Below are 24614 nucleotides of genomic sequence, written 5' to 3' on the forward strand. Positions count from 1 at the left end.
AAATCGTTATTTACCGGCTTCAGCGTTTTTAATCATCTGTTCACTGGCGTACATAAATATTTCTACACGACGGTTTTGTTCCGGTGTTTCCGACTCGTTGTATTGTGAGTAGCCTACACCTTCCACCTTTTTGAATTGGTAAGGTTTAACGCCACATGCCTGAAGATAATTTTCAACGGCGTATGCACGGTTGGCCGATACTTTCTGGTTAGCTTCGTAGCTGCCTACTTTATCGGTATGACCGATAATGGCTACATCGACTGTCGGATCTTCTTTCAGGATATTGGCAAATTCAGCCAATGATTGTTTAGATGCTGCACTTAGTGCAGAAGAGTTGAATGCAAAAAGTATACCTGAGGGGAAAGTTACCTTTACGGCAGCCAGACCATTGTTATCAGTAACTTGTTCTACTTGTGCGTCTTTGATCTTTGCAGCCTCAGCAGCTTTCTTGTCCATCTTACGACCAATGAGAACACCTGCTCCGGCACCTACGGCAGTACCTACTGCAGCACCGATAGCAGCACCTTTTCCTTTACCGGCAATACCACCGATAATAGCTCCCAGGGCCGCTCCCGAACCACCGCCGATGACACCACCCTTAGCTGTATTATTCATGCTTCCACAACTTCCGAAAACAAGCGCCATGCTTAGAAACAAAGCCATAAATTTAATTTTCTTCATAATTAAGCTCTTTTTATATAGTTAATAATTAAATGGATACTTCCATTTTATAAAAACGTGGCAAATATACAGATTATTTGTTTTGCCTGTCATTTACCTTGTAAAAAAAACAAGAAGATATGTGCTTTTGTTGTCTAAGCTATGCTTTTTCTTTTCAGAGTATCGGGCGCGACAACACTTTCCGTTTAATCAATGCAAACCAACCGGCCAGAATAAGCCCTTTGGCAACAGTAGTGACGCAAACAGCCCACCAGATACCTTCTACTCCCATGCCCATGCGGACAAACAGAATGGCGAGCGGAATACGCATGTAGTTGCAGGTGATGCTGATAATGGCAGGTGGAATGGTGCGTCCGATACCGTAGAATACACCTTGTGTCGTGATCTCGAGCATCATAAAGAGTTGTGAATAACCGTCGATGCGGAGAAACACGCCTCCTGCTTCATAAGCGGCCTGTTCGGGTACAAAGAGAGCAAAGATTTCGTTTCCGAAAAATACAAAAAGCAGGGTGCAGAGCGTACCGAAAATTGAAGTCATCAACAAAGTCATATGCCACGATTTGATCACACGGTCTGTTCGTCCGGCTGCATAGTTCTGGGCAATGAATGCGCTTAAGGCAGTAGAGAATCCTTGTGATGTATTCCAGGTGATAGCCTCAATTTGCCCTCCGGTGGTAAAGGTCATCAATCCGATGTGCCCTCCTTGTTCGGATGCTGTACGGCAAAGGAACATATTGACGAAAGCAAACAAGGTGTTAAGGGTAGCTACCGGTAAACCTAATTTAAGGATACGATGGGTATATTTTTTCTTTAACCGGGTAAAGAAAGAGAATCGTCCCAGTAAAGCGTCTCTGCAACGTAATTGATAGATAAAAATGCCGAATACTGCTGCTTGCGAAATCCAAGTAGCATAGGCTGCTCCGTTGGTACCCAGCCCGAAACCGAAGATGAAAAGGGGATCGAGGAGGATATTCAATACCAATCCGGTACCACTGATGTAGAATGGTATCTTACTTCTTCCGGCGGCATTATAAATACCGGTAAAGGCTGCCGAAAGAAAAATGAAAGGTAATCCGGTAGAGATTATGCGCAGATAAGCGATTGCATTTTCGGTGATATGTGCTTCCAGTTCGTAGATACCGATGATGGGACGTGCAAGCAGGAAAAGCAGTCCACCCCAGCAAAGTGAAATAATAAGGGCGATAGTAATGTTGTGTGAGGCGAAATTACGGGCATCTTCATGATTTTGTGCTCCGATGGACTGACCTACACTGACCTCGGAACCTACTTTGTTCAGTAAGGAAATGGAACCCGACATCCAGGTCAGGATACCTACCGAACCGACGGCGGCGACGGCTTCACTCCCCAAACGCCCTACCCAAGCCATATCTGTCAGGCTATATGCCATTTGGATAAACGAGGTGGCCATAATGGGCATCGCCAGGTTAAACAATTGTTTATTGATAGGACCTTGAGTCAGATTCTTGATTCCTTGCATGATATTATTTAATAAGAAATGAGTGGCAAAGATACGACTTTCTTCCGGCTGCAATCCTTATCTTTGCGGAGAAAATTTATAGAAGAATATGAAAACAACTCAGAGAACGGCCGGATGGTATCATGTGATGGCAGCGGTGACAGTAATGATATGGGGAACAACTTTCGTTGCTACTAAAGTTTTAATAAAATATGGCCTGTCACCTGTCGATATTTTATTCTACCGTTTTTTATTGGCATATATTTGCATTTGGTTTTTCTCTCCTCGTGTGTTGCTGGCTAAGAGTTGGCAGGACGAACTGCGGTTTGTAGGACTCGGACTATGTGGAGGTTCGCTCTATTTTGTAGCCGAAAATACGGCATTGGGTATGACGCTTGCTTCCAATGTATCGTTAATTATCTGTACGACTCCTATTCTGACTGCACTGTTGGCACCCTTTTTCTATAAGGGTGATAAATTAAAAGCACGTCTGATAGGCGGTTCTCTGATGGCGCTTATCGGAGTGGGACTGGTTGTGTTTAATGGTAGTTTCATTTTGCAGCTTAGTCCGGCCGGTGATATTCTGACCCTGATAGCTGCATTAATGTGGGCTTTTTATTGCTTGCTTCTCAGGAGGATGAATACTCATTATCCGACATTGTTCATTACACGGAAAGTTTTCTTTTATGGTTTGGTGACTCTTTTACCCCTATTCTTAGTGTATCCTTTACAGACGGATATACATATCCTGTTCCGGCCCGTTGTCGCTCTAAATCTGCTTTTTCTGGGGGTGATTGCCTCGATGCTGTGCTATATTATGTGGAATACGGCAGTGAAACAATTGGGAGTGGTTTGTGCCACCAGTTATATTTATGTAGTTCCCCTTATTACTTTGCTGACCTCTGCCATTGTGATCGACGAAACCATCACAATAGTTGCTTTATTGGGATCGGCACTGATTCTGAGCGGAGTGTATATTGCCGAAAGGGGAGTGAACTTGAAGAAATAAACAGTGTCGGCAATTGCTTTAATTTTCTGTCTCTTCGATTTTCGATGAAATTTTCTCTATGGCTTCACTCAACTCTTTTTCAGGAGGAATTACATTGAAATCTTCCCAAAAGCTTTTGTCGTATACAAATGGAGTTTCCGCAAAGATGGTATGTACGGACAATCGCTCATTATGGTCGAAACGGTTGACATTATCCGTTTCTGTCTTGCAGGTGACCATTTCAAACCATGTATGTAGGCTGGTATTGTTGAGCCATTTGTTCTTTTGTTTTATTTTAAAGTGTAAGTCTCCGCGTACATGGTGGATGTAATATGTCTGTTTCCAAGGTTTATAGGATACGGTATAAACCACCTTTTGGGGAATAATCCGGATGTTGCGGCTTCTTTTCTCAACCAGCATGTTGGCTGCTTTATGTATATACCGCGGAGTCAACTCGAATCGTGCCCGGAGCAGGGCGCTGTTTTCCGAGTCGATGTAGAGTTCACCGCAATAATAGGGATACTTGATACTTGGACGCTGTTCAAAGGAGACTACATGGGCAAGCCGGTTATCGATAACAGCAAGGTCGCTGGAAGTGTAGACATAGACACATTCTTTGGAGTCCGGAAGCAGAAAATCCGGCAAACTTTTGATTAGGTCTAACTCGATGCTGGCATGAATACCCGATTTCATTTTAGCAATTAAGGTATCCTTTACAGCTTGGTTAGTGATACGGCGCATTTTCAACAACTTTACCTGGTCGGTCTTTTCCGGGGTACTTGACGAAGCCTTATATATCTTGAATATTCCCTCAGTCAGGCTGACAAACCGGTTCTTTTGCTCGATACCCTCCCTATAGAAAGAGGTCAGATAGACAGGGACTTTGGAATAATTCTTTTTTCTGAATTGCAGCATCTCTCTCAATAGACGCACCGGATTGACAATGCGTACAATAACCTCTTGCAGGGGAATTACCTTAGGCTCCAGAGCAAAAGTTCCGTTTCGTCCGGCAAGTAGGGATGCATCCGTGGTTTGCGGTACGTAGCCCAGATGTGAAAAGCGAATCCGGCCGTTTCGGAGGGAATCGGGCAGATGAAGCCTGAAACTCCCGTTTTGATTGGTGACACTACCGATGGAGGAACCCTCGGCACCTACGGTAGCATAGGGGATCGGCTCTCTGGATAGTTGGTCTATTAATGTTCCTTCAAGAGTGAATGAGAGTGTGCTGTCTCTGCATAAACCTTCTTCCTTACTTATACTTAATGCCGTTTCCGGTCGATAAATGATGATGTGTTTGTCTACCGAACGTAGTTTAAGGTTGTCATTACCAATTATACTGTAAATGGCTTGGCGTACGGTCTGTTTTCCACCTTTCAACTTTACCGTACGTTCATTGTCAACCAGTTTGCTGTCGTAGATGAACAGGTATCCTGTCTCTTCCGTTATTTTAGAAAGTAGTTTATAAACGGTCATTTCACTTTTCGGTAACCGGATGATACGATCGAGTATACCGGAGTCATCCGCCTTTACCCGGGCTGCTATGAATAATAGCAGACAGGTGAACAGGCATTGCAGGCAGAGACTTTTCGAGGCTTTCATTGTTTTGGGGTTTTGATTCCGGGATTACTCGGAGAGGGTGATTATGTTTTGATTGCGTGTGCACTTCAGGTTCAGTGCAAGGCCGATTAGCTCGGCCATTTTCTCAGGAGAATCCTCTGAGAACGAAACCGTCAGTACATGTTTCCCCAGTTCCGGGGAACTTTGCAGATGTATTTCCGTCTGGCGAAGGTTGATGGCATGCAGGATGTGATCCAACTGTTCGTCTTTGAAACGCATATTTTGCATGTATCGGGTAAACTGTTCGGAATTCTCGGTCACAGTCAACTGCCATTCATCGCCCAATAAAGTAGCGGTCTCTCCGGCCTTGACATGTATTTCCTGGCCATTCTGCTTTTGAGTAACTTTTACCTCACCTCTCTGAACTGCTAATTCGAATGGAGAGTTGCCACTGTTTCTCACATGAAAGGCGGTACCTATCACCTCGATCTGTACTTTTCCGGTTTCGATGAAGAAAGGACGTGCACGATTGCCCGCTATGTCAAAAAGGGCGTTTCCTTTCAAACTCACTTCTCTTCTTTTTTTAGAAAAATGTTTGGGATATTCCAGTGAAGTCTGCTCTGACAGATAGACAACGGAACCATCCTCAAGCGTGGTGACCAGTATGCTCTCTTCTTTGTTTGCTTTGACCAATAGTTCACCGCCGGAAAGATGGCGGTCGGTCCGTAACACCGTAGGCAGGTAAACACATAGGCTTATAATAGCTGCAATGGCTGCTATGCCGATCCATGCGGTCGGACGTGTGGCAAAACGATGTTCTGTCACCGTTGGTAACAGTCCGTCTGTCTCCAGGCGATTGTGTAATTTATTCCACGCCTGATCGGTTTGGGTCTTGTTTTTTTCGATTCGATTCATGATATCTGGATATAATTCTCAATTTCTTTTCGTAAAGTCCGGAGTGCACGGGTCATTTCTTTCTCTACTGTTTTTACCGATAGTGAGAGGAGAGAGGCTATTTCCGAATACTTTTTTCCTTCTGTGTGGTGTAGTCGGAAGATATGCAAACGGCGCTCCGGTAGTTTCTCAAGGGTTCGGTTTATAATTTGTTGCAGTTCTTTATACTCAATCTGCTCTTGCGGATCGGGTGAAGCTATATTTACCGGAACGGATAAAATCGCATCCTGATAGCGCCTTTTGACATCCTGATGTTCGCAATATTGGATAGAGCGGTTACGTACAGACCGATAGAGATAGTTCTTGACAGAATGAAAAATCTCAAGTTTTTCCCGATCCTTCCAGAATACATAGAACAATTCTTCGACGATTTCTTCGGCTACGTCCGGTTCACCCGTTATGCTGGCGGCGTATAGGCGAAGCGGAGTATAATATTGGCGGAATAATGTTTCAAACGCCTTTATATTGCCTTCTTTTATTTGAGTAAGTATAAATACGTCGTTCAGCATATTGGGGGATATATCGGGAGTTAGAGTTCGTCAAAGATACTATAAAAAGTGATTACTGCTTCTGCTGTTTTTTTAATTTGTTTACTGCATGCTCCAATGACTCTGTAGGCTCTATGATATTATAGCCTCCCCAAAAGTTGTCACTGGTAAAGTTATCCACTTTGTCTGAGAATACATGATTTTGTTTGAATGCTGCTTTATATGGAATAGCTGTAATATTGTTTTCTTTCCTGTCCGTAACCACCATTTCCGATAAGATGGTATAGTTGGTAGAAAACAGTTTACGCTTCCAGTCACACTTAAAGCGGATATTGTTCCGGATATAACTCAGGTAAGTGATCCCTCCCAGGTTTTTGTATGATATCAGGTATGATACTTCTACCGGTTTGAAACGCAGTCCGAAAGGTTTTTTTCTTAAGATAGCTTGAGTGGCTTTATTCTTATCATCCATGCTGAGGTTAAACTCGGCGCGTGTGAATGACAGTCGCTCTTTATCGATGTAGAGTGTACCATAGCATAAGGGATAGGATAATTTTACTCTTGGACGGAAGCTGATGACATACTGGGATCGGTCGTCAATGCTGGTCGGGTCTTCCATTCGAAATTCGTAGAACAATAGGTCTTCTTGAGCCAACAAGCAGTCCGGGTTCTTTACTATATCCATATAAATGGCCATATTGGGGCCTCCGAGTAATTTTACAGCCAGTGTGTCACTCTGTTTTTGGCTCAACAGTCTGCGTCCTCTGTAAATCTGAACCCGATCGTGTTCGGCAGTTTCATTGTAGGGCGTTTTATAAATATCGATTACAGCCTCTGAAATATTGATATAACGACGCCCTTTTTGAGCCAATTCCCTGTAGAATCCTGTGAGCATGTTGCTCTGGGGACTATAATTGGCCGGAATCTTGCGAAGTGCTTCTTCCACAATGCTGCGTGGATCTCTGGCTCTTACCAGGATTTCACTAAGCAGGTTGGCATAAGGAGTGAGCCAGACAATCCGTTCTGTGGGATTTTCTTCTTTTAAAGGGATACGGGAATTGAGATAACCTACATGTGAGGCTTCAATGTCTTTGGCCTGAACCGACTCGGGAATCTTTAGAGTAAACTCACCGTCTGCGTTGGTGACGGTACCGACACTGCTTCCCGGTATCGATACATTGACATACTCCAGTTTCTTTTTGTTGAGTTTGTCTTTGACCACTCCACTGATCGTGGTGTATCTTTCCGCATTGTCCTGTGCAGCCAGTGGCATGATGCCCGACAGAATCAAAACTGCCAGTATACATCCGATTGATCTTATCCATTGCGTTTTCATCTTTTTCAGAGTTTAAAGGGTGAATAATAGTTTGCTTTCTGTATATAAGATCGTTCAAACGGAGAATACCCTACGAATTTCTGAAGAAAAATGAAAAAACTTCAATGAAGAGTCTTTTTCAAGGATAATTTAATCGTTTTACTTCAAAATCTCATTCAAATCCTTGGTGAGACATCCCCATTTGAATTCATGGTTAGGTGTCAGATAGGGATACTTGGCATAAGAATTTTGGGTGACAACTTTAAATTCCACTATTTGCTTTCCTCTGATCCAACCATAAAAGCCAACTTCTTTTCTGTTGAAGTCTACCCAACCTACAACGACGTAATCTTTGGTTTCGGGGTGCTGCTCTTGTGGATAACCATAGGTCCAATTGTCGGTTGGAGGGTTGGCAGTTGTTTTCTTTGCTACTTTGATATCAATTTTGGCACCGTTTACTTTTACGTCAAATTCATCGGAGTGATGGGATTGGAAATCTGTCTGGTCCAATTCGAATGGGATTCCCAGATTTTTCAGGTGTTTTTGGAATGCCAACTCTCCGATACAGCCTAGAAGGGCTTTGTCCAGTCTCTCTTTTTCGGATAACCCGAAACGTGAATAAAGTCCGTTTTGTATCATGCTTTCCGCTTTGGCTTTTGCCATGGCGACTGTTTGATCAAAATTTAAATCCTGTACGATCATAGTAATAAGGTGTTTTATTTTTTAATAAATCAGCAGGAAGGATACCGGCTCAAAAAATAAATTCTCAAGAGGCTTTGAAGTATTGCGCTATCAAACAACTCCCTGCAAACAAAGATACGTAAAAATTCTGAAATGCAAAATAGGAAGAGTGGTTTATTGTCCATTCGTTTCTTTGTCCTTCTTATTCTTTCATTTCTTGCGTCTGAGAATCTGCATCTGCCCCATGCGCGAATCTGTCTAAACTGTTTTGTACAGTTTTAAATGATTCGTACATGAGGCAGGGATCATCTTTAGCACTCCGATACCGCAATCTTTTTTGTTGCCCTTATACAGGCGACTTCGAAACCACAATTGGTCAATAGTCCAATTTACTGATCCATTCGCGGATATCGTTTTCGTTCATTCCATTCAGTAGTTTTCCCTCTTTCCAGATCAGGTCGGGATAACTTTTCTTCAGAGTTGCCATACTGTTAGTGATGCTACTGCTTCCCGATGTGGCGAACAAGATGATTGTCTTGTTTTTCAAATGATAGCTCTCGATGAATGTATTGATAATACGTGGAGCAAGATTCCACCAGATAGGATAGCCGACGAAAATCACGTCATAATCGGCGATATCTATGGAAGATTTCCGGATGGCCGGACGTGACTTCGGATCATTCATTTCCAACGAACTGCGCGATTGTTTGTTATTCCAATTGAGGTCAGCATTTGTATAGGGTTGGGCTGGAGTAATTTCATAAAGTTCTCCACCTGTAACCTTAGACAATTTTTCAGCAGCACCTGCTGTAGTTCCTGTCGCCGAGAAGTAGGCTATAAGCACTTTGTTATTGGGCTGCTTTCTGTTTGCGCCTTGTTTTTGTTGGGCACATGATGCAGTGGCTATGCCCATTATTGCCAGAAATACGAATATAATTTTGTACATAATTGATCTGTCATTATTGGGGGAGTCTATTGTATTCTTTATTAGTCACAGGTTCCAGCCATTCGTTAGAGGAGTCTTCCCCGGGAATTTCGAATGCAAGGTGTGCGAACCAACTTTCGGCTGTTGCACCATGCCAGTGTTTCACGTTGGCAGGGATATGTATGACTGTACCGGGAAGAATCTCTACCGCCGGTTTACCCTCTTCCTGATACCAGCCGCGGCCTGCTATACCGATCAACATCTGTCCGCCACCTTTCTTCGCATGATGAACGTGCCAATTATTTCGGCAACCGGGTTCGAACGTGACATTGGAGATATTAACCTGTTCATGCGATATGGGTGCAAGGTAGCTATTACCGGTGAAATACTGTGCATAGGCTGTGTTAGGTTCTCCTATCGGGAATATCATTTCACGCTGGAAAGCGGCCTTTGCATCTACCTCGGTTGTATCTTTTGCCCATACCTCCTTGGCAAGCCGAAAAGCGGCCCATGCTTTCGGCCATCCTGCATAAAAACCTATATGTGTGATGATTTCGGATATCTCCGTGCGACTGATACCGTTATTCTTGGCCGACTGGAGATGGAACGTCAGTGAGTTATCCGTTATACCTTGGCTAATGAGTGAAGTGATCGTAACCAAACTACGGTCACGCAGACTGAGTTTGTCAGTGCGGCTCCAGATTTCGCCGAAAAGGACATCGTCGTTGAGTTCCGCAAATTTAGGGGCAAAATCACCAAGTTGATCGCGCCCGGCTGTCTGTTTGATTTTTTCTTGTGCCATACTCGTTATTGTTAAAAAGCTGAATAATAAAAATAAAAAAACTTTGTTCATAATGATATATGTTATAATGAAGTGATTGTTTTATCGGATTGTTTTGATAAACTTTGCCGGCACTCCACCGACGACGGCATCAGACGGGACATCTTTGGTTACTACTGCTCCCGCTGCGACAATGGCATTGTTCCCGATGCTTACTCCTTGAAGAATGGTGGCATTGGAGCCTACCCACACGTTCTTGCCGAGTACGATTGGGGCGGGTTGGGTGGACTTGCGTTCTTCGGGTAGCAGTCCGTGGTTGAGTGTGGCGAAAACTACATTATGCCCGATCTGACAACCGTCACCGATTGTAATCCCACCATGATCTTGAAAGTGGCAGCAGGCATTGATAAACACATCTTCGCCAATAGTAATGTTCTTACCGAAATCCGTGTAAAACGGAGGAAATACACGAAATGAAGAGGGAACACGATAACCGAACAGTTCTGAAAGCAGTTCTCGTACCTCGTTGGGCGTATGATATGTCGTGTTGAGTTGAAATGTGATACGTCTCGCTTCGTTACTCATGATATCCATGAATTGATGGATTTCTTCTGTATCAAGGAGTTTCCTTGTTTTTACGTGCTCTTTAAATTCTCTGATCGTCATATTTATTTCTTTTCTATTATTACATTGATATTATATGCAAAAGTACCGGGTATCAGAGAAAGTGCTGTATCCGAATTACAGATTCTCATACCATTTTTCCATTTTAACTCACTTCACCATTATCTTTTTTATATCGTAATTGTGGTATGAAAGCTAAGTATTCACTACATTTGCGCAGATTAAGATTGCCTATAAATTATGAAAAGAGGAAAACGATTGATACTTCCCTTACTGGGAACTCTTATACTGACAAGTCTTTTTTCCTGTGGTGTAGACCGCTGGCCGGAATATTATCCGGAGACGGGACGCGATATTTGGATAGACAGTGTGATGCGTCAGGAGTATCTGTGGTATAGAGATATGCCATCACCTGCTGCTCCGGACTATTTCCAGAAACCGGAAGCGTTTCTGAAAAAAGCCGTCGCTTCCATGGATAATGGCTTTAGTAAGATCGACTCCTTGCTGGATGAACCCATTCCGAGCTATGGTTTTGATTATACTTTATATAAAGTGCTTGATAATGATACAGCGTATAACGCTTTAATCTCTTATGTGGTGCCCGGATCGCCTGCCGAAGAAGCCGGATTGCAGCGTGGTCATTGGATTATGATGATGAATGGAGATTATATCACTAAAAAGGTTGAATCGGAATTACTGCAGGGAAGTACCCGTCAACTTCAGATAGGTGTTTATAAAGAAGTTGTCGGTGAAGATGGTGAGGTAACCGGTGGGGTGGTGCCGATAGGAGAGACGACAATGCCCGCTTCACGTTCTTTGGCGGATAAGCCTGTTCACCGTTTTGAGATTATTCCATGGAATGGGAAAAAGGTAGGCTATTTGATGTATAATGAATTTAAGGCAGGGCCGACGACAGACAGTCAGGCTTATAATGATGATTTGCGTAGGGCCTTCCGGGATTTCCAGACAGGAGGGGTAAATGAGTTTGTATTAGATTTACGCTATAACACCGGAGGCAGTTTAGATTGTGCCCAGTTGCTCTGTACGATGCTTGCTCCGGCTGATAAGATGAATCAATTGTTGGCTCTATTGAGATACAGTGATAAACGCGTGGAAGCAAATCAGGATTTGACATTCAATCCGGAGCTTATCCAATCCGGTGCCAATCTTAACCTGTCTACTGTTTATGTACTGACTACCAATGCTACCAGAGGGGCGGCGGAGATGGTTATCAATTGTCTTAATCCTTATATGAAGGTTGTATTGATAGGTACTAAAACGGCGGGGGAATATGTTGCTACAAAGCCTTTTGTTCATCCAACGGATCGGTTTATATTGAATCTGGTTGTTTGCAATGTATACAATGCAGAAGAAAAGTCAGATTATGCCACCGGTTTCAAACCTACATACGAATACAATGAAGATTCTTATCTGAGTACTTATTTGCCTTTTGGCAATACGAATGAAACTTTATTGAATGCAGCATTGAAAATCATGAGTGGAATAACGGATAAGTAATCGATTTGTCATTTTGTATTTTGAAAATGCGGAGAAACGATTTTTTCCGGCCTGAAAGATTGGAATAGAATAAAAACGCATGGATTTTGCAATAGCATGATTCGTGCGTTTTGTTTTTTTTAAAGATTGTGTTCTTTAAGAAAGGATATAGACTGTTTTTTGTAATCAAGTTAAATCGAAGAATCGATTTGATTGCAAAATGCTATTTAAAGAATAAACGTGTGTAAATGAACTCCAGAAGAAAAAGCTTTCTTTTTTATTGGATTCTTTCTCTGTTTTTCAATTTAATGTAGTTTCGTTCCGTGAAATTAATATCCTGAAAGCAGGAAGTTAACTTCCTGCTTTCAGGATATTAATTATCTCTTGTCAGTGAGTTCGTTTCTTGTCTCTACGATATTAACTTCCTATTGCCTCCTTCTACTTTATTTCTTATAAATATACATGATTTTTGCATAAAGACAATTGATTGATCCCTGTTTTGCATTTTTTGTAAAAATGTGGAGTCAGCAAGAAAGGACTTTTGAGAACTTTTTTTATCGAGATATCTATCTATTGCTTACTTCATGTCAATTGATAAACCAAAATCCGTTTACTTATGAATTGCTTGTGCCGATTCTTCATCAAGATACTTTTGTACAAATGGTATTGCGAGGCATCACTTACCTCCCCCTGCTGATACTGGTCATGGCGGTCATGGATGGGCTGTTATGTATTATCGGTTTACTGCCATTCGCAGACCGTAACAAAGGAATTGGTCATGAGTACGACTGCAACGAACTTTTCGGAAGATAGATGCGTAGGAGCAAGGAAAGCAGAAAATTGCAACGCTACTCCACGGGGTATAAAGGGTAATGTCGCTTTCAGAGGGAGATGTGAGAGAAAGTCCTGTGCTGCAGCATTACCTTCCATTGTGGCGGTGATCATGTGCGTATCTATATCATGCGTAGTAGAAGGTAATCAAATGCCTCTTATCTGCTCATATTCTTGTTTTTTATTCTTATTTTTGTCGAATAATGAAACCCGAAATGATGAAACAATTAATTGCATGTTGCGGATTAGATTGCGAAAATTGCGATGCCCGTATAGCCACTGTCCGAGATGATAATGAATTAAGAGAGAAAACCGCCCAAAAGTGGAGCATAATGAACAATGCACCGGAAATTACACCGGCAACCATAAATTGTATGGGGTGTCGCACGGACGGAGCGAAATTTGCGTATTGCAATGATTATTGTCCAATTCGAAAATGTGTAAATGAGAAGGGATATAATACCTGTGGCGATTGTAAGGAGCTGGATGATTGTCAGATAGTAGGTGCTATTTTTCAGCATGCCCCTGATGCGAAAGAAAATCTTCTATGATATGCAGTCTTTTTGTTGATAAAGTCAACAAAAAGACTTATCTTTGTGCCATGAAGCAAGAATATATAAGTCGTATAAGGTCTTTCAACAGATATTATACGAAAATATTAGGTATACTCAACAAATACTATTTAGGAAGTGAATTGGGACTTCCGGAGGTGCGTATTATTCAGGATGTTTATTTACACCCTGACAGGAGTTCTAAAGATATATCCAATGAATTAAACATGGATAAAGGCTTGTTATCCCGCTTATTAAAACAATTGGAACAGAAAGAGTATATATTTCGAAAAAGCACGGAAAAGGATAATCGTATGGGGTTGGTAAATCTCACAGAAAAAGGATGTGAGGTTTATTACCGCTTGAATACTGCTGCAAATCAATCTATTGAAAGGATATTCTCACACTTAGAAGATCGTCAACTACAAAGATTGGTTCATTGTATGGATTCTATTTATAAGATAATAAATAGTGTGGAGACCGGTCTTACCGTTGATAATAATGAGCCAATTGTTATACGACCGATAGAAGAATCAGATAATGCTTCAATAGCATCGGTGCTTCGTGCGTCAGTAGAGGAGCATGGAGCTCCTAAGGTCGGTACTTTTTATGATGATCCGCATACGGATAGAATGTTTCAGACTTTTAATATTAAAGGTGCAGAATACTGGATAGTGGAAAGTAATGGTGTAATATTAGGCGGAGGTGGCTTTTATCCGACCAAAGGTTTACCACATGGTTATGCTGAGTTATCGAAATTTCATTTTAGACCGGAGCTTAGAGGGAGAGGTATTGGAAAACGTTTACTTCAATTCATAGAGCAGCGTGCTGTTAGTGCCGGATATGTGTATATGTATATTGTTTCTTATCATCAGTTTGGAAATGCTGTTAGTATGTATGAAAAATACGGATATGAACATATAGACAATGCATTAGATCAGTCGGGCTTGTATCAAGATGCACCTTTCCACATGGTAAAAGCACTCTGAATCCAAATATGAAATGTTACGAAGAAAACGATAGAATCTTATAAGAGAGGAGTGAATCCTTTCTGGCTGTTATAGATGTAGGTGTCCGATGAAAGTGAGCGTTCATCTTTCTCGGGCGATTTCAAAAGCCTGTTTGATGCGGTCGGCCATGCCGATTCCTCCTTTGAGATTTCCTGCTACCACCAATCCGGGATACTGTTTTTGCAGTTCATTGATCGCAGCAAATCTGTCGGTACTGCTGCTTTCGTATTGGGGAATGGCTTTCTTATGCCGGAAGATACGTATAAGATCAGGTACTATTCCGGCAGGATAATCTAACATTTCATTCAGGCCGGTGGTTATCAACCTGATAATTTCGTCGTCACTTTTCTCTAGAAGTTCAGGGTGTCTCGTCCCGCCTAAGAAGTATGAATATAATGCACCTCCTTCGGGGGAACGGTTATCGAAACAGGCCGATGGAAACAGAATACCTAAAACTGGTTTTTGTTCACAGGAAGGAACCAATCCGCCAAAGGCATGAAACTCTTTTCCATAAGTATTACGCAATCCCACGGAGACTTGCATCACAGGGGCATAGGTAAGATTACTTATCCGATTCATCTGCTTGTCAGGGACGAAAGGAAGAAGTGAAGGGAGGACAAAGGCAGGTGTGGTGGTTATCACCTTTCGGCAGTGGATTCGGTTAACTATTCCACAGGAATCTGTGAAAGAAACTACCCATCCTTGTTCACATGGCATTAGGGAAGTGGAAGTAGCTCCCAGGGAGAATCGTTTGATTCCAATGGCCTGTTCCAATGCTTTTGTCAGGTTACTAAGTCCCCCATAAGTAGAGAAAATTTTTCGTGTAGCCAACCGGTCGCGTTCACTTCGATGTGAAAATGATTTTGCAATACCACCGAGAATGAAACTGCCATAAGTTTGTTCTAGTTGATAAAGTTTAGGCAGGGCATGACGGGTAACCAATCGCATAGGGTCACCGGCATAAACCCCGGAAATGAATGGGTCTACTGCATAATGTAGATAAGAGATACCCAGGCGCCGCTGTACCAGTTCACCAATCGTTTCATCGGGATTGTTTCCTTTTGAACGGAAGGGTTCACCTAGTATATTGAATTTATCTTTTGTACTGAATAATGGGGTGGTGATTGCACTGAACAGTCCTGAGGGGAGAGGATGAAAGCGATCTCCTTTCCATATAAGGCGTTGCCTGGACGCTTCACGGGCCGTTTCTAAACGGCAGGTGGGGGATAGTTCCGCCAAGAGTTCGGCTACTTCAGGGTGGGAGATTACACCGGTATTGGGCCCACTTTCAAACGTAAAACCATTTTCGTGGTAGGTACGTATCTGGCCGCCTACGCAGGGGCTCTGTTCAATTACCTCGATATCACATCCCTTACGGGTAAGGCAATAGGCGGTAGTCAGACCTGTTAGACCTGCACCGATGATGATGGTATCTCGCAAACGATGATTTTCTGTTACTGTCTGGTTCATTGTTATAAAGGTTTTGAATATGAGTGTGGAGAGTGGAGCATCAGTTTGTCAAGTGAAGCCGCTACGTTGCGTACAAATGCCGAACCTGCGGTTGTCATCTCAAGATAGTCGTCTGTATAGTAAATCAGTCCGTCATCGGCAAAGCCAGATAGTTTTTTTTCATCGTAGGCAGTGGCAGCCTTTAAAGTGGATACCGATACATGCAGGCGCTTTGAAAGATCTCTCCAATCGATACAGCCATTGCACATTAGGGTTTCGATAACCTCTCTGGTGAGTTGTTCGGTTGGAGAAAGGGCATAACCTTTGGTAATACTTAGTTCGCCTTTACTGATAGTCTTGATGTAATGGGGAATATCTTTCGTATTTTGAGCATAAGCCGATTCAAGCTGACTGATAGCGGTTACGCCCAAACCATATACCTGTGCGGTAGTACGCCGGGTGCAGTAGCCTTGAAAATTACGATGTAATTTTTTAGTTTGCATGGCGATGCTCAGCTCGTCATTGGGGCGTACAAAATGATCCATTCCGATAGATTGATAACCGGATTTATGCAATAGTCCGGCAGCAGTGTCAAACATTGTCCGTTTTTCATGGTTGTCGGGTAGGCCTGATTTCTCCAGAAGCAACTGTCGCTTATTAATCCAAGGCACGTGGGCATAACTGAACATAACCAGTCTGTCGGGTGATAAAAGAATAGCCTGCTCTATGTTGCGGGTGAAGTTCTCCACAGTTTGTTTGGGTAAACCATAAAGAAAATCAAGGTTGATACTTATTCCCTTTTCGCGTAGTAGGATAAATATATCTTCCATCGGTAATAAAGAAGGGCGGCGATTGACTGTTTTCAGTACCTCGATATTAAAGTCCTGCACACCAATACTGAGACGGTTAAAGCCGCATTCGGTAAGTTGCAGCCAGTCTTTTTCTGAGAGATAGCCTGGGTGACATTCAATGGCTATTTCAGGGCGGTCAATGACTGGGAATGATGATAATAAGTGAGCATTCAATTCTTTGATTAAAGCAACGGGAATGGCTGTGGGGCTTCCACCACCATAATGTATCTGCGCGATCGGCCGATCCTTATCTAACAGGGGAAGAATCAGATCTATCTCTTGATGCAAAGCTTCTACATATGACTCAATAATCTCGGGACGTGCCATGGGATACGAATTGCATCCGCAATAGTGGCATAAGTGCCGACAAAACGGGATATGCAGGTAAAACGATAATGCGCGCTCTGAAGCCTGATTCGACTGCTGTACAGCCTCCAGGTAGCGGGCGTTGGTAAATGGCTCAAAATAATTGGCCGGTGGATAACTGGTGTATCGAGGTACCGGTACATTGTATTTATTGATTATTTCAGTATACATATATGTTAAGAATGAATGGGTTGAGATTCTTTTCTGAAGAAATAAAATATATAGATCAGTGATATGGAAGCCAATATAACTTCGAAAATAAAGAGACCGTGGTAACCGGTTCTATCGGCTACCACCCCGCTAAGAAAGGCTATTAGTAAGCCGCTTAAGTGTGTGAGTACTGTTTGGATGGTAAAGTCGGTTCCTTCACATCCTTTGCGTACACAATCCATAGAAGTGGTATACACTACAATAGTTGCCATTCCATAGGCACTCCATAGCAGGACGATCCCTAAACAAAGCATTGAAAATGAAGGGACTGTGCATGAAATACACATAAAATAGAGTGTAGTAAGCAGGATGAATATTGCAAATAGTATTCTGGAATGATATCGCCCGATTTTACGAACCAGTAATCCGGCCAGGAAAGATGATGCGAAGGCAGCTCCGGTACCTCCGATACCTATCATAATGCCTATCTCTTTCATTGAATAACCCAAATCGACCAGATAAGAGCGTAACACCGATAAAATTCCGATAATGCTGGCATAATATAGTAGTAGGAATCCTATTTGTTTCCAGATGTTACGACGGGCAAAGAACCAGATAAAATCAGTGAATTGTGCCCGTTTCGAAGGTTCTTTGGGTATTATTCTCATATGTTTGTTTTTCAATAACGGAATAATTGCCAATAGTACAAAAATGCATAAGCATGGTATCACCACATGCCAGCCATAGTGCTGAAGAACGAGGAGTAATATACCTGTTCCTATCAATGTACCTCCGAAGCTACCCATTGATTGCATGCTGTTGACCAAACTTTTATCCGACTTACCAAAGGAGAGTACTGCAAGTGTGTCTGTAGCTATATCTTGTGTAGCTGAGGCTATCAATGATAGAAATACTAATCCAATGATAAGGTAGAGATCTGTTTGGATATCGAGCAGGCCTACCATCAGGATCAGTAATGCATATACGATTTCGGATGTAATGATACAGCGTTTATAGTCTTTTAGGGTGATACAATGCCGGTCGACAAGCGGTGCCCAAAGAAACTTCAATATCCAGGGGAGTTTGATGAGTTGTAATAAAGCGATGGAAGAAAGAGAGTAATCGGCTTGCCTCATTAGTACTTGTATGGCTGTAGAGAAGAAACTCATCGGGATGGCTTGTGCAATGTATAAGCAAAAAAATGTACTGAGGTTCAGTGTTTTCCGGGAAAGCGGTGAAAGCTTGTTTATACGCATGTGATTCATATCGTTTGATTAGAGACTGATGCTGACTGATGTACCTAAGGTAATGGGTTTTCCCTTTTGAGCATAGGCTTTACTGGTTACGAAGTAGTAGCTCAGGTAGTCGGTATTTGTGAGATTCTTGCTCCAGGCTTCCCATGTAAAGCATCCTTTGTTTATGCTAATTCTTAGATTGACCAATGCATACGGGCTTTGTTTGGCTTGGTTATCTTCATACCAATAAATGGGACCTGTTACCGATACGCCGGCGTTGAGGGTAAGGCGGTCGATCCAGGAACAGATGTCATAAAATGAATATCCGGTTGTCAAAGAGAAAGTGTGGCGGGGAACCATAGGCAGATAGTTACCTCCATAATCTTTTAGGATACCACGTTCTTCTTTTTGATAGTGAACAAATCGTGCATCTGTATATCCATAATTCATATACATCATCCATGATTTCGTCGGACGAGCTTGAAAACTGGCTTCGATGCCTTTATTACGAGAGCGACCGGCATTTCGGATTACGTTACCTACGGTTGGAATAGTATTGGTTATCTGCTGATTGCGCCAATCTATATAGAACAGGCTTAAATCAGCTGATAGCCGATTGTTCAGGAATGATAGTTTGGTACCTATTTCGTAATTCCAGTTATATTCGGGGGAATAAAGGTAGTCGTCATTGTTGAGGAAAGAGACATTGAATCCTCCGGCTTTATATCCTTTGGATACGGAGGCATAGAACAATTGATTGTGAGAAGAAAGGTACTGCATACTGAACCTAGGAGTAAACTGCCCGAAGTGAAGCGATCGGTTGAATTGTTCAAGCGATTTTGTTTCCCCATTTCCATTTAATGGCTGCTGTACTTTGGAAAAATCGCATCGGGCGTGTTCATAATCGTAACGTAACCCTACAGAACAAGACAGTCCTTGCAACAGATCGAGTGTAGATTGATGATAAAATGCGATCCCTTGTGTGGGAATTCCACTATTAGTAAGGTGTCGGGTGGTATCTGTAAAACGACTAAGGTCAACTTTCCTGTTTATGGTCTGTCGGAAAACAAACGCACCCGTTATCCAATGATAGCGGCTCTTATTGACCGATTTAACCGTAAATTCCTGGCAATACATATGTTGCCGTATCTTATTTTGACCATAGAATATATTGCGAGGCGAGAAATCTTGATCGATTCCCATCTTGTCCTGTATATATTGATAGGATGTTTGGCTGTTGAAGCTGATATGGGGGCCGTTATACCGTATGTTGATTCCGGAGGTTAGCAGATTTCGTCGGTATAATCCTTCATTGTTGTAGTTTACGGCTTCTGTTGTTCCCTTGTCGGCATTATACAATCCGTATGGATATCCTCCTTGATTGGAATATTCGTAGGAGGTTATGAAGCGGGTAGTCCAATGGGCTGCGGGTTTCCATGTGAGCCCGATTCGTCCGGCTCCGTTATCAAGTTTATCTGCCTTTTTATGGGTATGCAAATTGGTAAAAAAGCCATCATTGTGATGATAATTACCGCTAAAGGATAAACCTAACTGCTCGTTCACCTTTGTATAGTTCGAAGCTATTAATCGCATATCATTGTAACTGCCATATCCCAACCGGAAATACGTACCTTGATAATCGAGGGGCGAATGGGTATATACATTGATGGTTCCACCAATAGAATTACGTCCGTAGAGTGTGCCTTGCGGTCCGCGAAGTACTTCTATACTACTTATATCCGACAAGTCAATATCGAAAGCGGACGTTTCAAAATAGGGAATGCCATCTACGTAAAAGCCTACTGATGGAGCATCCTTTTTGGCTCCTATCCCCCGAATATAAACCGGAGAATTCTGCTTGGACCCATAATCGGGCATATAGAAATTAGGAAGTAAGGAACTTAAGTCTTTAGCTCCCGATATTTCATTCTCTTTCAGGAAGCGATTATCTAAGGTAGAGATAGAAAGTGGCTCACGATTAGGTGTGTTTTGTTTAAAAGCTACTATTGTAACTTCATCCAGATCGATACGCTTAACCTGTATTGTATCGGGCTCATTGGCCGAGACTATCGTAGAGAAAGGTAGGAGGAAAAATAATCTTTTTATCATATTTTAGGGTTTGCGGCAAAGGTAGGGCATGTCCCTAGAGTTGGCAATCCTCATTTCTTAGGATTTTATCTGCCAGGCTTGGCTTCTTGGGTATTAACGTTCGGGACTGACGTGCATATACAGTTTTTGTCGTTTCGTGGTAAGTAGAGGTTGGTAACTGATTTATACTGTTCTTTTGCGGAGTCTTTTATTTGACTTTTTTCGAAGCGGTCTGTGTCTATTTGATATGTAACCGGCTGCAGGGACTCGTGTTCTGAAATTGTCTGATACATATAAATAGTATTCTTCTTTATGTAAATATATGTGTTTGTGGGGCATTACCTTTGCATCGAAAAGTACGTACTTGTCAAACGCAGTTCTGAATATGATTTTTTTTGGACTTATAGATGTGTTCTAGACTGTTGTTTGTATAATTCTTTTGTGTAATTTATTGATATAACAAAATGAACAATGCTAAATTATTACATTTAATGGTTTACATCTTAACCATTATTTTAGGGCAGTCTTGTACAGAAGTGGATATTACGATGCCCAAAGGACCGAAAGGTGATAGAGGAATGTCAGCTTATGAATTTTGGAAAGAGAATGTAGAGAATGGAGTGATTTCTTGGCCTAAGAAAGAGACTGAAATAACTGATTTTTTTAAGTATTTAAAAGGTAAGGACGGTCTGGATGGAAAAAGTGCTTTTGAACTGTGGAAGGAAGAAGTAGCTACTGGTGCTCTGGATAATCCTCACCGCCCGGGAAGTATGTGGCCTGTATCCCAGAATAATCTTAGAGATTTTTGGTATTATCTGACAGGAGCGAGTGGCGAGAATGGGCAAACACCTCATATTGGAAATAATATGAATTGGTGGATTGGCAATAAGGATACCGGAATACGTGCTCAGGGTAGGGATGGACAGAATGGAGAAGATGCTGTTCCACCGGTAGTTACGATCGGGGATAATGGTAATTGGTTGATTGATGGAGTAGATACAGGAAAACCTTCCAGAGGTGAAGAAGGAGTTGCAGGAACAACACCTACTGTTACAATTGGAGAAAATGGAAATTGGGTAATCAATGGAAAAGATACCGGAAAGGCTGCGATAGGTAAAGATGGAAGATCGCCAGAGGTAATAATCGGTACCAATGGGAACTGGTATATTAATGGGAAAGATACCGGTATTCGTGCATATGGTAAAGATGGCATTAACGGTAAAGATGGTGCCAATGGTAAGGATGGCATTAACGGTAAAGATGGTGCCAACGGAAAAGATGGTATTAACGGTAAGGACGGGGCTGCTGGAAAAGACGGCGCTAACGGTAAAGATGGTGCTAATGGGAAAAGTGCCTATGAATTGTGGGTAGAGAGTGTTGAGGCGGGTTGTAACAATACTGGCCCTAAAGTGAAAAATCCTCATAATCCATCTTTGGATTGGGATTGTGGTAAAACAACTTTAAGTGATTTTTGGGAGTTTTTGAGAGGTGCGGATGGTAAAGATGGTGCGGACGGTAAGGATGGAAAACCCGGTGTTCCGGGAAAACCGGGTGCTGAAGTTACTATTATCAAAGGAGTACCTAACGTGATTGCACTTTATTCACAACAAGAATTTGGAGAGTATGTTCGTACAACCGATGGAGGAGTAGCTTATCGTGTGTATGACGAATCTGGCAATAAGGCTCCGAAGGCTGTGGTTAAGGGAATTCCCGGTTTGGATCCGGCTAAAACTTATACAGCTAATGAAGAGGGAGAATTTATTATTCCGAAAGAAGATCTTCCTCAAATTGACGATATAGATGCCCGATGGGGGAAAGTTAAGGAGGTAACTATTAATAATGTGACAAAGGAATCTGCAGAAAACACTTATGTCCCTAACAGAATGCAGATTAGAATGATTTATATTGGTACCTCTCCATATCTTGATTATGAACATAACCTGCAGTTTAGAGTAGAGAGAAAGACAGATCCTGGTGCGGAATGGAAAACATTGCCCAGCTATTTGCCTAATGTCAATGCCGGATTTACGGCATATCAGGTTACAAATCCGGAAGACCCGACATCTCTTGATAAAACGAAAAAAATAGAAAGTACTACACCTAATATGAGTAGTACATCAATGTCTATTAATCCTAATAGATATGTTAAAGAGAACCCTGCCGGTATAAAAAATGGAATAACTGACTTTTGGGATGGAAAAGACAACTATTTCTCGATAGTAAAAGATACCCCTTATTATGGAGAAACGATTTATTGGAATGGAGTATGTAAGATGGCACCTTATCAGATACCTCCTACACTTAAAACTCTAGCCTTAACAAAGGCATCTGCTGAAAGTGGAGATGATGTATTCTTGAATAAAGCCCAGGGGGAATTTGACTTTTCGACTATTGATTTCAATATCATATCTAAGCGTGAATTGGTAAAAACAGTGAAACAGAACGGAATAGATTACATTGAACCTGAATATTATACCCTGGAAGAAGCGAAGGGACTTCTACTTTGTTATGTTAAGTTTACTTATACCTCTCCGTTGGGAGTGCAAACAGCTACAAGCGAGCATAATAAGTCAAGTTATAATAAACCTGAGTATGCTGCTCTTAGTCCGTATCTGGGAGCTACAATCTATTCGGTAGGGGCGAATAGTGCTTTCATCTACTCTAACTCTGGCAGTGGTGTATCTTTAGGAGTTCTCAAGAAGAAAGTAGATGATGGTACATATTATGTTGAAAATACATATAAAAATATGCCTGCAATTAGTGTAACTTATAAAGATAAATAAAATATAAGCAAGATGAATTTCAGTGTAATAATAAATAGACTTCTTATAGGAGCATTGGCTTTTACTGTCTTTCCCTTCTATACTTATGCTCAAAACGATAAAGTGGAGAGACAAACAGCACATAGAACCAAAGCCTGGGAAATAGGGGTAGGTGGAGCTCTTATCAACTGGGACAGAGTGACTTTCTCGGATTTTCGTCAGGTCGATGGGAACTATCTGTATCGAATGAATATCGATCATCTTTTTGGCGGTATCCAACTCTATGCAGCTCGTGAATTGAATCCTTGGTTTTATCTTGATTTGCAGGGGACATTGGGACTGGCAAGAAAACAAGTTGAAACAGGCGGGCGTAAGTTTGATTTCATGTATATGGCCGGTCCGGGACTTCAATTCCGGTTAACCCCATTGTTTAAATCAAAATATGTAGAACCTTATTTACGCGTAGGTGTTAACTACCTCCATCATGATTTTTATGCAATTAATGCAGGAAAGTTTGAAAATGATCCTATAGGAGAAGCAGAATGGACATCATCCAATCCTTGGAACAAAGAGAAAATAGGATCTAAACAATCCTATTTCCCCTTATCCTTCGGAGCCGGAGTACAAGCTTGGCTTAACGATCATTGGGGAGTAGGATTACAGGGAGAATACATCATGCCTGTCGATAAAAAACAAACGCGTTTTGTTCAGGCTTCGATGCGTATTATGTTCCGTTTGGGTGGAAGTACAAAACGTCCTATGCCGGTTGTGCAATATATAGACCGTCCGGTTGATAGGATTGTAGAACGAATTGTTGAAAAGAGAATTGAAGTGCCGGCTGTGGTGGAAAGTCATGTTTGTGATTTATTCGATAACATTCATTTTGCGTTTGATAAGGATGTGATTACTTCCGAATCTGAAATCACTTTGGATAAGATTGCAGATCTGTTGAAAAGTTATCCGGATAACAATTTCTTGATAACCGGGTATACAGATGCAAGAGGAAGCGACAATTATAACATAGATTTGTCGAAACGCCGCGCTAAAGCTGTGTATAGTGCATTGCTGAAACGACAAGTACCTCAACATATGTTGAAATGGCGCGGAGTCGGATATCATGCTAGTTCGGTGCCGGCTTCAGGTCCGGATAAAGTCAGGATGGGTGATCGAAAGGTGTCCATTGAGAGAGTGACGAATTCAGATTATTGGGGTTGGTTAACGAATGAAGAATAATGTATTACATTAATTTTGTATAAAACATAAAGGCGGCAAGAACAATTCTGTTTTTGTTGCCTTTTTTGTTCCGTTGTTTTGATATAGAATGAAATGATTTGAAGAAATAATAGAATGTTG

General features: G+C 41.9%; 21 protein-coding genes. 7 read left to right on the forward strand and 14 right to left on the reverse strand.

The features are described 5' to 3' along the window. Positions 1-6: 6 nt before the first annotated feature. Both BSHG_RS08655 and BSHG_RS08650 read right to left on the reverse strand, forming a co-directional pair. A complete protein-coding gene (locus tag BSHG_RS08655; protein WP_005786956.1) occupies positions 7-681 on the reverse strand; it encodes an OmpA family protein in 675 nt (224 codons plus the stop codon). Between the two features lie 154 nt (positions 682-835). Further along, positions 836-2179 (reverse strand): MATE family efflux transporter, encoded by a 1344-nt coding sequence (locus BSHG_RS08650; RefSeq protein ID WP_008659694.1) that lies wholly within the window; start codon positions 2177-2179, stop codon positions 836-838. 88 nt (positions 2180-2267) lie between these two features. On the opposite strand from BSHG_RS08650, the gene BSHG_RS08645 reads away from it, so the two are divergent. Continuing rightward, positions 2268-3167 (forward strand): DMT family transporter, encoded by a 900-nt coding sequence (locus tag BSHG_RS08645; RefSeq protein WP_005786960.1) that lies wholly within the window; start codon positions 2268-2270, stop codon positions 3165-3167. Positions 3168-3185: 18 nt separating this feature from the next. On the opposite strand, the gene BSHG_RS08640 is transcribed toward BSHG_RS08645, so the two are convergent. The 8 genes from BSHG_RS08640 to BSHG_RS08605 form a co-directional block, all read right to left on the reverse strand. Continuing rightward, on the reverse strand, positions 3186-4745 hold the full coding sequence (locus tag BSHG_RS08640; RefSeq protein ID WP_008659697.1) for a carboxypeptidase-like regulatory domain-containing protein: 1560 nt from the start codon (positions 4743-4745) through the stop codon (positions 3186-3188). Between the two features lie 24 nt (positions 4746-4769). Next, complete coding sequence (locus BSHG_RS08635) at positions 4770-5618, reverse strand: FecR family protein (protein ID WP_008659699.1); 849 nt, start codon at positions 5616-5618, stop codon at positions 4770-4772. Then, positions 5615-6166 (reverse strand): RNA polymerase sigma-70 factor, encoded by a 552-nt coding sequence (locus BSHG_RS08630; RefSeq protein ID WP_005786965.1) that lies wholly within the window; start codon positions 6164-6166, stop codon positions 5615-5617. The genes BSHG_RS08635 and BSHG_RS08630 overlap by 4 nt, the downstream gene beginning before the upstream one ends. A 52-nt stretch (positions 6167-6218) precedes the next feature. Continuing rightward, positions 6219-7481, reverse strand: a complete 1263-nt coding sequence (locus tag BSHG_RS08625) for a carboxypeptidase-like regulatory domain-containing protein (RefSeq protein ID WP_005818018.1) — start codon at positions 7479-7481, stop codon at positions 6219-6221. A 138-nt stretch (positions 7482-7619) separates the two neighbouring features. Further along, positions 7620-8162 (reverse strand): hypothetical protein, encoded by a 543-nt coding sequence (locus tag BSHG_RS08620; RefSeq protein ID WP_005800391.1) that lies wholly within the window; start codon positions 8160-8162, stop codon positions 7620-7622. Between the two features lie 355 nt (positions 8163-8517). Then, positions 8518-9087 carry a flavodoxin gene (locus BSHG_RS08615; protein WP_008659700.1) on the reverse strand — a complete coding sequence of 190 codons (570 nt, stop codon included), beginning with the start codon at positions 9085-9087 and terminating at the stop codon, positions 8518-8520. 13 nt (positions 9088-9100) lie between these two features. Beyond that, positions 9101-9919, reverse strand: a complete 819-nt coding sequence (locus BSHG_RS08610; protein WP_080698835.1) for a carboxymuconolactone decarboxylase family protein — start codon at positions 9917-9919, stop codon at positions 9101-9103. A gap of 30 nt (positions 9920-9949) precedes the next feature. After that, entirely contained in the window at positions 9950-10513 is a 564-nt protein-coding gene (locus BSHG_RS08605; protein WP_005818015.1) for a sugar O-acetyltransferase, read from the reverse strand. Between the two features lie 198 nt (positions 10514-10711). Between BSHG_RS08605 and BSHG_RS08600 the strand changes: the two genes are divergently transcribed. The 4 genes from BSHG_RS08600 to BSHG_RS08590 all read left to right on the forward strand — a co-directional run bounded on the left by BSHG_RS08600 (position 10712) and on the right by BSHG_RS08590 (position 14339). Then, positions 10712-11989, forward strand: a complete 1278-nt coding sequence (locus tag BSHG_RS08600; RefSeq protein WP_008659702.1) for a S41 family peptidase — start codon at positions 10712-10714, stop codon at positions 11987-11989. Between the two features lie 570 nt (positions 11990-12559). Further along, a complete protein-coding gene (locus tag BSHG_RS0220405) occupies positions 12560-12781 on the forward strand; it encodes a hypothetical protein (RefSeq protein WP_122133277.1) in 222 nt (73 codons plus the stop codon). A 236-nt stretch (positions 12782-13017) separates the two neighbouring features. After that, a complete protein-coding gene (locus tag BSHG_RS08595; protein WP_032497467.1) occupies positions 13018-13350 on the forward strand; it encodes a DUF3795 domain-containing protein in 333 nt (110 codons plus the stop codon). Between the two features lie 50 nt (positions 13351-13400). Beyond that, complete coding sequence (locus BSHG_RS08590; protein ID WP_224223165.1) at positions 13401-14339, forward strand: helix-turn-helix domain-containing GNAT family N-acetyltransferase; 939 nt, start codon at positions 13401-13403, stop codon at positions 14337-14339. Positions 14340-14441: 102 nt separating this feature from the next. Here BSHG_RS08590 and hemG read toward each other — a convergent pair whose 3' ends face one another. Genes hemG through BSHG_RS08570 form a run of 4 tightly spaced genes read right to left on the reverse strand, consistent with a single transcriptional unit; the run spans position 14442 to position 20520 of the window. Next, positions 14442-15830 (reverse strand): protoporphyrinogen oxidase, encoded by a 1389-nt coding sequence (gene hemG, locus BSHG_RS08585; RefSeq protein ID WP_008659707.1) that lies wholly within the window; start codon positions 15828-15830, stop codon positions 14442-14444. 2 nt (positions 15831-15832) lie between these two features. Next, the gene (gene hemN, locus BSHG_RS08580) at positions 15833-17197 is read right to left on the reverse strand and encodes an oxygen-independent coproporphyrinogen III oxidase (protein ID WP_008659709.1); all 1365 of its coding nucleotides are present in this window, start codon (positions 17195-17197) and stop codon (positions 15833-15835) included. Positions 17198-17202: 5 nt separating this feature from the next. Continuing rightward, entirely contained in the window at positions 17203-18441 is a 1239-nt protein-coding gene (locus BSHG_RS08575; protein WP_008659711.1) for an MFS transporter, read from the reverse strand. Between the two features lie 9 nt (positions 18442-18450). Then, on the reverse strand, positions 18451-20520 hold the full coding sequence (locus BSHG_RS08570; protein WP_008659713.1) for a TonB-dependent receptor: 2070 nt from the start codon (positions 20518-20520) through the stop codon (positions 18451-18453). Positions 20521-20990: 470 nt separating this feature from the next. Between BSHG_RS08570 and BSHG_RS08565 the strand changes: the two genes are divergently transcribed. Together BSHG_RS08565 and BSHG_RS08560 are read left to right on the forward strand one after the other, a co-directional pair. Then, on the forward strand, positions 20991-23282 hold the full coding sequence (locus tag BSHG_RS08565) for a collagen-like protein (protein ID WP_008659715.1): 2292 nt from the start codon (positions 20991-20993) through the stop codon (positions 23280-23282). Between the two features lie 12 nt (positions 23283-23294). Further along, on the forward strand, positions 23295-24494 hold the full coding sequence (locus BSHG_RS08560; RefSeq protein ID WP_008659719.1) for an OmpA family protein: 1200 nt from the start codon (positions 23295-23297) through the stop codon (positions 24492-24494). Positions 24495-24614 lie beyond the last annotated feature (120 nt).

Origin of the sequence: Bacteroides sp. 3_2_5, from assembly GCF_000159855.2 — a bacterium.
Taxonomy (GTDB): domain Bacteria; phylum Bacteroidota; class Bacteroidia; order Bacteroidales; family Bacteroidaceae; genus Bacteroides; species Bacteroides fragilis.